The organism is Dyadobacter sp. CY312 (genome assembly GCF_021390535.1).
Taxonomy (GTDB): domain Bacteria; phylum Bacteroidota; class Bacteroidia; order Cytophagales; family Spirosomataceae; genus Dyadobacter.
Map to the genome: position 1 here is coordinate 377944 of NZ_JAJUXG010000009.1, position 12513 is coordinate 390456.

Below are 12513 nucleotides of genomic sequence, written 5' to 3' on the forward strand. Positions count from 1 at the left end.
GGTACGATCTATACAACCGCCTTCCAGGCAACTGCTTCTTGTTTTTGCTGCCCAAGTCCCTGAATTCCTAATTCAACAACGTCACCAGGTTTCAGATAAAGCTGTGGTTTCATTCCCAACCCTACACCTGCCGGCGTCCCCGTTGTGATCATATCACCCGGAAGCAAAGTCATAAACTGGCTCAGGTAACTCACTAAAAATGGGATATGGAAAATCATATCAGATGTATTGCTGTCCTGAATTTTCTTTCCGTTCAGGCTAAGCCAAAGATCCAGATCGTTTGCATTGGCAACTTCGGACGAAGGAACAAAGTACGGTCCAAGCGGAGCGAAAGTGTCGTTACTCTTTCCTTTCACCCATTGCCCACCACGTTCCAATTGGTACGCACGTTCGGAATAGTCGTTGTGAACCGCATATCCTGCAACATAATTCAGCGCATCACTTTCTTCAACATAACTTGCCTTTTTACCAATAATTACCGCCAGTTCCACTTCCCAGTCGGTTTTTTCAGAATTTCTTGGAATAACTACGTTATCATAAGGTCCGCACAATGCAGACGTAGCTTTAAAGAAAATGATCGGCTCTTTAGGCAATTCTGTTGCACCCGACTCATAAGCATGTTTTGCATAGTTCATTCCTATACAAACAATTTTAGAGGGGCGTGCAATGCAAGATCCAAAGCGGAATCCTTTTTCCACTTTCGGAGCCAGCTCAACATTGATTTTCAGCCAATCAGCCAAACGATTGACACCATCTGTGGCAAAGAATTTTTCATTATAATCTTCTCCAAAAGCTGAGACGTCAATCTGCGTTCCGTCAGAAAGTTCAACACCTGGTTTTTCTTGCTCAAAAGCACCAAATCGGAATAGTTTCATGATTTATATTTAGCTATTGGCTTTCAGCTGTGAGCTATTGGCCAATAACATTGGTTTAAGTTTTCAATTTTTCGAGCTAATTGCTATTTGCAAATAGCCTGGGACTACAAATGTTTATGAAGCAAATGCTCCTGACAAGAAACGTTAAGCTAATAGCCAACAGCTTAGCGCTAAAAGCTATCAGTTATTCAACTTCTCAAATCCACCATCAATCAGGTAATCGGCTCCTGTTACGAAACCGGCTTCATCTGAGCATAGATACAGTGCCAGTGCGCCGATTTCCTCCGGTTTTGCCATACGACCTATTGGCTGCGTTTTGCTTAGTTTTTCAAACATTTCAGCTTCTTTTCCCGGATAGTTTTTGGATATAAATCCATCCACAAACGGTGTATGAACACGGGCCGGAGAAATGCTGTTACATCTGATATTATCTACCAGGTAATCTTTTGCCACCGACAAAGTCATAGAATAAACAGCACCTTTGGTTGTCGAATAAGCAAATCGGTCGGGTATCCCAACAGTGGCTGCGATGGATACCATATTGAGGATCACGCCACCTCCTGCTTTTTTCAAATGTGGAATTGTAGCAAACAAGCAATTATAAACACCCTTTACATTCACATTCAAAAGTCTGTCAAAATCAGCTTCTTGAGTAGTATCGGCCTTACCAATGTGCGCAATTCCTGCATTATTGACCAGAATATCGATCTGATATTTCGCTCCAATGGAGTCGATCAGGCCAACCACTTCTGCTTGTTGTGAGATATCAATTGCGTATGCCTCAGCGAGACCACCCTCTGCAACGATCTCATCAGCAACCTGTTTTGCCAGATCGTAATTCAATTCCAATATTTGTACATTGGCTCCCTGCTTCGCAAATGTTTTGGTGATTGCCAAACCGATTCCACTCGCTCCACCGGTAACCAGGGCAACTTTGCCAGTTAAATCAAACATGAATTTGTATCGTTTTAAATGCTCTCCCGACTTCAACATAATGCCGGGTTAAGAACAGAAAAGGTTTTTAAATTTAATCTTTACTCAAAATACAACAACCTCCGCCCTTCGCCCCATGTCTTAAAGTGACACGCCTCGTTTCCATGGAATAAAATCATCCTGACCAAGTTGCTGCGCTTTTGTCAATTCACCACTGGCTACTTTAATGACGTATTCCAAAAGATTTTCAGCATTTTGTTCAATCGACTGAGTTCCGTCCACAACGGGTCCGCAGTCAAAATCGATTACATCAGGCATTCTGTTTGCCAGGATGGAGTTGGTTGCAACTTTGGCAACCGGACAAATCGGATTTCCCGTGGGTGTTCCCAATCCTGTTGTAAACAATATTACGTTTGCACCAGCTGCACTTTGTCCCGTTGTTGCTTCCACGTCATTTCCGGGAGTACATACCAACTGAAGACCTGGCTCCGTAGCGCGTTCTGTATAATTCAAAACGTCAGCAATGTAGGCATTCCCACCTTTTTTAGCAGCACCTGCCGACTTGATCGCGTCTGTGATCAGACCATCCTTTATATTCCCCGGTGACGGATTAAACGCAAATGCAGAACCAACAGCTTCGGCTTTGCCAGCATAATCACGCATCAGTTTTTCAAATTTTGCAGCTTTTTCTTCTGTCACACAACGGTTGATCAACTCCTGCTCCACACCGTTTAATTCCGGAAATTCAGCAAGAAGTGTTTGTCCACCAAGCCCAACGACTATATCAGATAAATGACCTAAAACCGGATTGGCTGATATTCCAGAGAAACCATCAGAACCACCGCATTTCAGACCAACCGAAAGTTTGGAAAGAGGTGCATCCTCACGTTCAAACTGATTTATTTTAGTAAGCCCGACAAAAGTTTCCTTTATGGCTCCCGACATCAGCGAATATTCGGTACCCTTCTGGTGCTCAAAAGCAAAAAACGGTTTGTTAAAATGTGGGTCTCTTTTACGTATTTCATCTTCAAGGGTCTTTAGTTCAGAATTTTGACATCCCAAACTAAGCACCGTAATACCAGCAACATTGGGATGAACCGCATATGAAGCAAACAACGAGCAAAGCGTGTTGGCATCGAAACGGGTACCGCCGCAACCACCTTCATGGGTTAAGAATTTGACACCATCCACATTTTGAAAAGGACGATCGTTCTTTTTCTTAATAGCAACCTGCGGTTCAGTAAATGTTTCCATCTTATGTATTGTACGCATGTCGCCGGCCTGATACAGATGTAAAAACTCACGTACGTGATCCCGGTATATGTCAGTTTGCGCGTAACCAAGTTCCCTTTCGAACGCGTCTTTCATAATAAGCACGTTCCTATTCTCACAAAAAACAAGCGGAACAACAAGCCAGTAATTATATGTACCTACGCGACCATCGGCACGGTGGTAACCCTTAAATGTACGGTTGGTCCATTTGCTCACATCCGGCTGCACATAACTATACGGTTGTCTTTTAGCAGTGCTGTAATCATGCGCATCATGTTTCAGATTAAACGTCGTAATAGGCTCTCCTTTCTTGATAGGCTGAGTAGCTCGCCCCACCAACACTCCGTACATGATAACTGCACCACCTGTTTCAATGTCTTCAGTAACGAACTTATGCTTGGCCGATACGCCATAAGCAAGATTGTAATGTTCACCACTCCACTCTGCATCGTAGCCTGTGGGTAGATCGCGCAGTGCTACAATAACATTATCAGATGGATGGATTTTTAAGAGATTCGACGCCATAGTGATATTAAAAAATAAAAAAATTCCTGTTTAAATCCGGATTGAGCATATAAAACACCACACAGTATAAAATTACTTTCCGAAACAGAAATAAGATTGAAATTTTCTTCAATGTCAAGATCGCAGCCGATTAGTGCTGAACAACTTCAATCCTGAGCCTGACATTCCCGATAAAGACAACCCAACTTTCTGATCAAGAATTTTTATACAAATGAATGACTTTAATAAACCCCTTTATTTTACAATACTAGCAATTTTTTAAACTATATTGGCATCTTTATCACACTTAACGAACACAACCTGCTTTTTTAACAGTGAAACCACAACTTTTAAAGGTTCCAAAAGGGCTGCAACAGTCGTTTAGTATCCGCCGTGATGTGGTGCTTTACTTTTACAATCGCTGGCATTATCATCCCGAACTCGAACTCATACATATAGAACAAGGATCCGGAACGCAGTTTGTTGGGGACAATATTCAAAATTTCCAAAGCGGCGATCTCATTCTGCTGGGTCCTAACCTGCCGCACTACTGGCGTTGCGACGAAAAGTATTTCCAGGGAGATACCAACCTGTATGCCCAGGCAACAGTTCTTCACTTTTCAGAAAGTATTTTTGGCGATTCATTTCTAACCCTTCCAGAAAACAAATCAATAAGGGAATTGCTCGACCTGGCACGAAAAGGCATGAAGCTGAATGGATCCGAAAATCAGTTGGTTAAGGATATTTTACAGGATTTGCTGGACGAAAAGGAAAGTAATCCGCTTATTGCGCTTCTACGAATATTGCAGGCACTATCTCAAAGTAAAGATGTGAATCTGCTATCCAGCACTGATTTCCCCCAGGCGTTCGACTCGCACGATACGGACCGGATTAATCAGATATACCAATATTCTCTTACCAATTTTCAGCAAAAGATCAGTATTGAAGAAATTGCGGAGGTAGCCAACATAAGCCCCCATTCTTTTTGCAGGTATTTCAAAAGCCGAAGCCGCAAAACCTATTCTCAGTTCCTGCTTGAACTGCGCATAGGACATGCGTGTAAATTGCTGCGGGAGGGCAAATTGAGTGTCGCCCAGATTTGTTTTGACAGTGGCTTTAACAACTTTGCCAATTTCAATAAGTATTTCAAAAGCCTCACCGGTGAAAGTCCGCTGAAATACCAGAAGGAATACCGATCCTGATCCATAACATTTGTGAACAGATCAACCATCCGAAAAAAACGCCAAAATAGTTGTAAAAAATGCTCGGATTTACAAAGTTTCCCGGGTAGCAATAATGGTACTTTACAAGTAATATTTATCCTTTAAGGAATGTTTAACTGATCTCCTGTCAGGGATGCATTCTTTAGTCATCAAAAAGTCAACCCGCCTGGCGGACTTGCATCAAAAGTTCATAGTTTTAAAAGATTGTTTAATCATCAAACTATTCAATTAAAAAACGATGCGTGTCAATCTTGTAAATCTTTTTGATAAAACTATTAAGGAAGCTGAGCTCATCATTATTGATCAGTACATCAGTAAAATTCAAATAATTGGCAGCGAGAATCCGGCATTGCCGTATGCGTTGCCCGGCTTTGTGGATGCTCACGTCCACATTGAAAGTTCGATGCTCACGCCTTCCCAATTCGCCCGTCTTGCCGTGGTGCATGGTACTGTAGCCACTATATCCGACCCGCATGAAATTGCCAACGTACTGGGCGTTCCAGGTGTGGAGTATATGATCGAAGATGGAAAACGTACGCCATTCAAATTTTGCTTCGGAGCGCCTTCCTGCGTTCCTGCCACCGTTTTTGAGACTGCCGGCGCAGTAATCACACCGGATGATGTACGTGACCTTTTGGCAAAAGACGAAATAGGATACCTTGCAGAAGTGATGAATTTCCCTGGTGTGCTGAATGAAGATCCGGATATGATCGACAAGATCAATTGGGCTAAACATTTCAATAAACCTGCCGATGGCCATGCACCCGGACTACGTGGAGAGGCTGCAAAAAAATACATCGACTCCGGCCTATCTACGGATCATGAATGTTTTACCTACGAAGAAGCGAAGGAAAAGCTCCATTATGGAATGAAAATCCTGATTCGGGAAGGAAGTGCCGCCAGGAATTTCGAAGCACTCATTCCTCTTCTGGCAGAGTTTCCGGAGAAGATCATGTTTTGTTCGGACGACAAGCATCCTGATTTTTTAGTCGAGGGGCATATCAATTTACTGGTAAAACGCGCACTAGGTCATGGGCATAATTTATGGGACGTACTCCATGCAGCCTGCCTCAATCCGGTTGCGCATTACAGTTTGCCGGTGGGTTTGCTAAGAGAAAATGATCCTGCTGACTTTATCCTGGTGGACAATCTGACAGACTTCAACATTATTCAAACCTGGCTGAACGGCACACTGGTGGCTGAAAAAGGAACTTCACTTTTGCCTGATCTGAGAAGTACTCACATTAATTTTTTCAATTGTTCAAGAAAAAATAGCACTGACTTTCAGTGTAAGGAAAACAAAAGTGCGTCACAGTTAAAGGTCATAGAAGCACTGGAAGGACAGCTGATCACCAATGCACTCACGGAAGAAATTCCGCTGAACAACGGTTTTGTTGTTTCTGATCCGGATCGGGATATTTTGAAGATAGCTGTGGTAAACCGTTACAATGACAGTGAACCTGCTATTGGCTTTATCAAAAACTTTGGACTTAAAACCGGAGCCATTGCATCAACGGTCGCTCATGACTCCCACAATATTGTGGTGGTTGGCTGTGATGATGAAAGTATATGTGAAGCTGTCAATTTGCTGATCGACGCAAAAGGCGGTATTTCGGCAGTTGACCGGAACACCAGGCTGGTTTTGGAGCTTCCTATTGCCGGACTGATGACCGACCGGGATGGTTACGATGTTGCCAATGCCTATACCAAAATGGATTCATTTGTTAAAGAAACGCTAAAATCCACATTACAGTCGCCTTACATGACTTTGTCATTTATGGCACTGCTCGTCATCCCTTCTCTTAAATTAAGCGATAAGGGTCTTTTCGACGGTGAAAAATTCGAGTTTGTACCTGTATTAATTTAATTGAGTTACTTAAATGCGAAAAATTGTAACATTAATTTATCAGATGTAATTTTATCTGTAAATATTTTTATAATGTGTTTTTTTATAAATATATTTACAAGTGTATAAATGACCCTTATTTTTATATATTCCTAACCTCAGTTAATTCCTAACCTTAACAAAATGGCTCACCTACGCTACAAACAAGAAGAAGAACTCTGCTTCTGGGATCAGTTCAGAAAAGGCGACGAAAATGCTTATGCTTGTCTCTACCGGTCGTACGTTCACATTCTTTATCAGTATTGCTCTCAGTTCACCATTGACAAACCCCTAATTAAGGACTGTATTCACGATTTATTCGTTGAACTATGGAAAAACAGGGCTACACTGGGTGATACCACATCGGTGCGATTTTATCTGATGGCATCTATCAAAAGGAAACTGGTTCGCCACCTGAATGCACAGCAAAAACACACAAGCAATGAGGACATTCCTGTGGAGTACTGGCACATCAACACGCCATCGCACGAGAACCACCTTATATCCGAGGAGGAATTCGAATCCACAAATCAGCATCTGAATGTCGCGATCAATGGTTTGCCACGTCGCCAGCGTGAAGCTATTTTCCTGAAATTTTACATGAATCTGAATAATCATGAAATTGCCGATCTGATGAAGATCAACATCCAGTCGGTTTACAACCTTGTTTTCGGAGCGCTAGGCAACCTTAAAAAGCAAATGACACTGGAGAGACTTACTTTTTAAAACGATCTCTTTCCCTGACATACCAAAGCGTGGCGAACTATGCCACGCTTTTTTTGTTAAATACTGACAAGCCAGTAAAACTAAATCCGCATTACCGTCATATGAATATGGTGACCACACCACTTGCCGAACGCCTTCGCCCGAGAAACCTGGACGACTATGTTGGGCAGGAAAAATTGCTTGGCCCCAACGGACCGTTACGACGAGCGATACTCCAGAATACCATTCCTTCCATGATTTTGTGGGGACCTCCCGGTGTGGGCAAAACTACCCTTGCACTTTTGATGGCAGACGCAACCAAAAGGCAGTTTCACAACCTCAGCGCGATCAGCTCAGGTGTAAAAGATCTGCGGGAAATTCTGTCACGGCCTTCGGGATTGTTCCCTCCTATCCTGTTTATCGATGAAATTCATCGGTACAATAAAAGTCAGCAGGACGCTCTGCTGGGTGCTGTTGAAAAAGGACAGGTCACGCTCATTGGTGCCACAACTGAAAACCCTTCTTTCGAAATTAATTCTGCATTACTCTCCCGGTGTCAGGTTTATATTCTGGAAGCTTTCGGAGAAAATGAATTAAAAGAAATTATTCACAGAGCACTTCAAAAGGATAATTGGCTTAAAGAAAAAATCATAACATTTACATCCTATGACGCGCTTTTAAGGCTGTCAGGCGGAGACGGACGAAAGCTGCTGAATCTGCTGGAACTGGTTGTATTGGGAAAAGGAGACGTTTCTGAAATTGAAATCACGGATGAATGGGTGACGGAGGTTGCTCAACAGAATATTGCCCGTTACGATAAATCCGGGGAACAACATTATGATATCATTTCAGCTTTTATAAAGTCGTTGCGTGGCAGTGACCCAAACGGAGCTGTTTACTGGATGGCACGGATGATCGTTGCGGGCGAAGATCCTTCATTTATCGCACGCCGCATGCTTATTATGGCTTCCGAAGACATTGGTAACGCCAACCCGACTGCGATGATTATGGCCAATGCATGCATGCAGGCTGTGAATGTGATCGGTTACCCGGAATGTCGTATTATCCTGTCCCAGGTTGCAGTTTACCTGGCTACATCACCTAAAAGTAATGCGAGTTACATGGCTATCGGGGATGCCATCGAGGCAGCTAAAAACACAGCGCATTTACCCGTACCGTTGCATCTCCGGAATGCTCCTACAAAACTAATGAAACAGATTGGCTACGGGAAGGACTACAAATATGCCCATTCTTATGAAGGCAACTTTGCAAGACAGGATTTTTTACCGGAAGAGCTGAGAGGTACAAAATTCTTTGAACCGGGGCACAATGCCCGGGAGGAAGAGCTTCGTAAGAAATTACAGCAATGGTGGGGAGACTGGTATGGGTACTGACCGAAAATCAGAATGAGCTGGAACCGTGGAGAAGAGAGCTGCGTTTTGCAGCCATTCTTTTTTCTCGTTCCAGCGTCAGGAACTTGCTGATTTCAGGTTTTTGTTTTTCGAGTATTTTTTCAAAATCAGAAAATGCCAACCGGAGAGATGAAACATTTTTATCCGTTTGTTTCCATTCTGCACCGATCGCCCTGGCAAAAACATCCAGATTCTCAGCGGTTTCTTTTTCAACAAGTATCGATTTGGCACGATCTTCTACCTCGGAAATCCCCCTTGCAGCGGAGCCGAATATATTGTAACCATGTGACACTTTACCTTTCATTGAAAATAACTTAGCTGTTGAAAATTACTATTGCACAGTAAAAAAACTTTTTAAAAACAATCTTTACGTTCCTCACAGGTACTGGAATCGAAAGATAAATAATTATTATACAAATATAGAACAACTTCGATTTAAATTACCAATACTGAACCACAAATGTATCAATTTTAAAAAATTGAAATTTATAGTATAATTTTATTTGCCGGCTAGGTGCCTCCAACAAAGTGAAAATTTTGTAGCAAAAACCCGATTCATTTTACCATTTACTGAAATCATGATACCAGAAAGCTTAACGCTTGTAGAAAGGCAGCTTCTCATCAATCAATATCAAATTCTTAGCAAAGAGGCTGATTACAACGAAAGAGAGATGTATCAGCGCCGAATTGAGATACTGGAAAAAGGATATACCGGACTATACCCGAAGGTTTTCAACGCCCTTTACGAAGAAGTTCCTATCAGCGTATATGATGAAATAGAATCTGTACTAGCTATGTACAAGCTGATAAATGAATCCGTGAGATCGCTTACCGTGGAGGAAAGAGAATTGTTGCAACTGGACTTGCTTGAATTTGAAGGATTCGACCACAACAACGGAATGTACTATCACATGATGTCGTACCTCGTCGACAAAATGGGTGAGCACAGTGATTACAGAGGGAGAGAACTTAAATCACACAATCCTTCATGCATGATAAAGTACAATAAAATGCTGGCGATTTTCAACAAAATTAAGGTTGCGAAGGGGAGCTTTTATACTGCCACTCATTTACAGGAATTTATTGATTCAGTTGCTAATATGAGGCAGGAACCAGGTGATGAGGTAGTACTTTAAAACCCCTGCTTTATAATCCGACCAAAACATCAAGTTTTGTTATTATAAGGTTAAATTTAAATTATTAAAACATTAGATGTTTATTCCAAGAAATAATTAAATTTGTCATTGAGAACTGGTAAAACAGTACTCATAACGTTGAGTAAAATCGGACATCCCGGGGCTTTTTTGCCCCTGGGTGTTTTTTTATGCCCTTTTTTAACTCCCGGGAAGCGATAAACGTTACCTAGGTAAAAGATTCACCTTCGATGACTCCCGCTTTGGCAGGTAGCAGAATATAGCAAAGCACATTAAAGTTAAACATTGAAGGAGTAAGTTATTCCTATAAAGACTACGTCGAAATTGTAGTAGAAGCTACGCCAATGCTTCGTAGCTTCTTTGGCATTAGTAAAGCATATTAATTCTTACCGGATCAGATACACATTCACCGACTTTTTCACTTCATCTAAAGTCTGTTTCGGAGGTTCAAATCCTGCGGTGATTGGCTGTTTGGCAAAAGTCTGGAGATACAATACCCAGGAATCTCTCCACCAGATCGCTTCCCTGTGCTGGACTTGTAATCGCTGGGCCACATCGGTATAGACCTGCGGATCCAGGTGCGTTTTTGCAAGGTCCCACTGCTGCTGCATCCACGTTACCGAATCGGCACCCGTGTAGAGACGGGTACAAAGTTCATCCCAAAGCGTTCGTCCGGTACTGAGCTTTTTGTCCCATCGGATGTGATGAAACCATAACAAATACGGCAGCGCTGTTTTATCCGGATTGTTCCATTGCTGCTGAACCTGCGGACGGTACTGAGTCAGTGCATTGCTGCCAGATTCGGTCCTGTCGAATCCGAGCCCCACAGAATCTGCGCGGTGGTAATATACGGCTGTCCAGTCGGGGCGGGAGCCTTTGTTTTGCCAGGGCTCAGGCGCGAAGTGAACACCCATCCACGGGCGCGAAAGTCCAAGCGGTGTGTTGTAATCGACATAAATTTCCCGCGATCTTGACATCAATCTCACAATGCTTTCACCCGCTTTCTGATTGCGTGTTAAAGTGAGCGCTGTCCATTCCCGCGCGATCTGTTCAGAACTGAGCTGATGATCCCAGCTTAGTCTTCCGAAAGCGTACCAGTTGGCCTGTGCAAGCGGATGCCCCGTCCAGTTTCTGGCGTTCCCTGTGTTGGCGACGCCTGCCATGAGCGTGCGTGTGTATCCGTGCAAACTTCCGTCGACAACCTTCGCAACGGTAGATCCTGCCCCGTTAACATAGGTATCCGAATCCAGGCATTCCTTAAATATGGGGGCCTCATACACCGCGTGTGTGGCAAAGCCGAGGTATTCCTGCGTAATCTGAAATTCCATTCCCAATGGTGTTTTCGGCATGTTACCAAACAACGGCGAAAATGGCTCACGCGGCTGAAAATCAATGGGTCCGTTTTTTACCTGAACAATCACTTTGGGATCGAACTTACCGTCCAATGGCACAAACTCTTCATAAGCCGCCTTAAAACGATCTGCATTCGGGTCAGCTTTGTACACAAATGCCCGCCAGACTACAATCCCATCATATGGTTTGAAGGCTTCTGCAAGCATGTTGGCACCATCGGCATGCGAGCGTCCATAGTCTTGCGGTCCCGGCTCACCTTCCGAATTCGCCTTTACCAAAAAGCCACCGAAATCAGGAATTTCTTTATATATCTGAGCCACCTTTTCGGCCCACCAGGCACGAACCTTTGGATCAAGTGGATCAGATGTGGGCAGTCCGCCTAATGTTTTCGGTGCGGCGAAATAGACAGACAGATACGTTTTGATCCCGTACTTCCGCATCACATTCGCAATTGCGGCAACTTTCACAATATACTCCTGCGACATAAAACGTGCGCTGGCATTGACGTTGTTGAGCACGGTCCCGTTAATTCCCAGGGAGGCGTTTGCGCGGGCGTAATCCTGATAACGGGGATCCACACGCTCAGGTAGTTCGTACCATTTCCAAAGCGAAGCACCTGCATAGCCACGTTCGATTGTTCCATCGGGATTATCCCAGTGGTTCAACATCCGGTACCGGACTCTCGGATTGCTTGTCAGATTCAGACCTTTCACCGGAAGCTGCATTTGCATGTGTCGCAACAATGCAAAAGTTCCGTACAAAATGCCTCGCTCCGAATTTGAGCTGACAACAACATTGGTTCCAGACAATTTAATCTGGTAACCTTCCTCCTGCTGACTACTTGCCGTGCCAGATTCTAATTTGAGAATGATACCGCCCGATTTGCCTCCAAATGAATTCAGAACAGGAACATTTTTACCCAAAAGACTTTTTAAGCCTGTATGTAATTCACGGCTCGCGCTCTGAGCTACCTCACCTTTGGAAGATTCTCCGATGAAAGATGTATATCGAAGGTACTCCGCTTTCACTGCTGCGTTTGCCACTGCCTCATATTTAAGCCAAAGTTTGTACCCATCATCACCATCAGACGATAATGGATCACTTGCAAAGGATGCAGGGACGATCAGAATAAAACTCAAAAAAAGCAGAAAATATTTATTTGTCATGTTCTGGATTGGACTAGTTTGTGCAGGCTGT

The 12513-nt window shown here is 43.3% G+C and carries 10 protein-coding genes; 5 read left to right on the top strand and 5 right to left on the bottom strand.

All coding sequences use genetic code 11. The annotated features are described in order from the left end of the window. Nucleotides 1-8 precede the first annotated feature (8 nt). The 3 genes from LZG71_RS14730 to LZG71_RS14740 form a co-directional block, all read right to left on the bottom strand. On the bottom strand, nucleotides 9-875 hold the full coding sequence (locus tag LZG71_RS14730; protein ID WP_233821514.1) for a fumarylacetoacetate hydrolase family protein: 867 nt from the start codon (nucleotides 873-875) through the stop codon (nucleotides 9-11). Nucleotides 876-1055: 180 nt separating this feature from the next. Then, entirely contained in the window at nucleotides 1056-1829 is a 774-nt protein-coding gene (locus tag LZG71_RS14735) for an SDR family NAD(P)-dependent oxidoreductase (RefSeq protein WP_233821516.1), read from the bottom strand. A gap of 120 nt (nucleotides 1830-1949) precedes the next feature. Continuing rightward, nucleotides 1950-3605, bottom strand: coding sequence for a UxaA family hydrolase (locus LZG71_RS14740; protein ID WP_233821518.1), 1656 nt, complete (start codon nucleotides 3603-3605; stop codon nucleotides 1950-1952). Nucleotides 3606-3919: 314 nt separating this feature from the next. On the opposite strand from LZG71_RS14740, the gene LZG71_RS14745 reads away from it, so the two are divergent. From LZG71_RS14745 to LZG71_RS14760, 4 genes are all read left to right on the top strand, one after another. Then, nucleotides 3920-4786 (top strand): AraC family transcriptional regulator, encoded by an 867-nt coding sequence (locus LZG71_RS14745; RefSeq protein WP_233821520.1) that lies wholly within the window; start codon nucleotides 3920-3922, stop codon nucleotides 4784-4786. Nucleotides 4787-5045: 259 nt separating this feature from the next. Further along, complete coding sequence (gene ade, locus LZG71_RS14750) at nucleotides 5046-6674, top strand: adenine deaminase (protein ID WP_233821522.1); 1629 nt, start codon at nucleotides 5046-5048, stop codon at nucleotides 6672-6674. A gap of 162 nt (nucleotides 6675-6836) precedes the next feature. Further along, nucleotides 6837-7418 carry an RNA polymerase sigma factor gene (locus LZG71_RS14755; protein ID WP_233821524.1) on the top strand — a complete coding sequence of 194 codons (582 nt, stop codon included), beginning with the start codon at nucleotides 6837-6839 and terminating at the stop codon, nucleotides 7416-7418. Nucleotides 7419-7519: 101 nt separating this feature from the next. Then, the gene (locus LZG71_RS14760; RefSeq protein ID WP_233821526.1) at nucleotides 7520-8791 is read left to right on the top strand and encodes a replication-associated recombination protein A; all 1272 of its coding nucleotides are present in this window, start codon (nucleotides 7520-7522) and stop codon (nucleotides 8789-8791) included. A 7-nt stretch (nucleotides 8792-8798) separates the two neighbouring features. Here LZG71_RS14760 and LZG71_RS14765 read toward each other — a convergent pair whose 3' ends face one another. Then, nucleotides 8799-9113 (bottom strand): hypothetical protein, encoded by a 315-nt coding sequence (locus LZG71_RS14765; protein WP_233821528.1) that lies wholly within the window; start codon nucleotides 9111-9113, stop codon nucleotides 8799-8801. Nucleotides 9114-9387: 274 nt separating this feature from the next. On the opposite strand from LZG71_RS14765, the gene LZG71_RS14770 reads away from it, so the two are divergent. Further along, a complete protein-coding gene (locus tag LZG71_RS14770; protein ID WP_233821530.1) occupies nucleotides 9388-9945 on the top strand; it encodes a YfbU family protein in 558 nt (185 codons plus the stop codon). 404 nt (nucleotides 9946-10349) lie between these two features. Here LZG71_RS14770 and LZG71_RS14775 read toward each other — a convergent pair whose 3' ends face one another. Beyond that, a complete protein-coding gene (locus LZG71_RS14775; protein WP_233821532.1) occupies nucleotides 10350-12482 on the bottom strand; it encodes an alpha-glucuronidase family glycosyl hydrolase in 2133 nt (710 codons plus the stop codon). Nucleotides 12483-12513 lie beyond the last annotated feature (31 nt).

Coding starts and splice junctions, on each gene's coding strand:
- LZG71_RS14765 (WP_233821528.1), bottom strand. CDS start 9,113: ATGAAAGGTAAAGTGTCACATGGTTACAATATATTCGGCTCCGCTGCA.
- LZG71_RS14770 (WP_233821530.1), top strand. CDS start 9,388: ATGATACCAGAAAGCTTAACGCTTGTAGAAAGGCAGCTTCTCATCAAT.
- LZG71_RS14775 (WP_233821532.1), bottom strand. CDS start 12,482: ATGACAAATAAATATTTTCTGCTTTTTTTGAGTTTTATTCTGATCGTC.
- LZG71_RS14735 (WP_233821516.1), bottom strand. CDS start 1,829: ATGTTTGATTTAACTGGCAAAGTTGCCCTGGTTACCGGTGGAGCGAGT.
- ade (WP_233821522.1), top strand. CDS start 5,046: ATGCGTGTCAATCTTGTAAATCTTTTTGATAAAACTATTAAGGAAGCT.
- LZG71_RS14760 (WP_233821526.1), top strand. CDS start 7,520: ATGAATATGGTGACCACACCACTTGCCGAACGCCTTCGCCCGAGAAAC.
- LZG71_RS14740 (WP_233821518.1), bottom strand. CDS start 3,605: ATGGCGTCGAATCTCTTAAAAATCCATCCATCTGATAATGTTATTGTA.
- LZG71_RS14755 (WP_233821524.1), top strand. CDS start 6,837: ATGGCTCACCTACGCTACAAACAAGAAGAAGAACTCTGCTTCTGGGAT.
- LZG71_RS14730 (WP_233821514.1), bottom strand. CDS start 875: ATGAAACTATTCCGATTTGGTGCTTTTGAGCAAGAAAAACCAGGTGTT.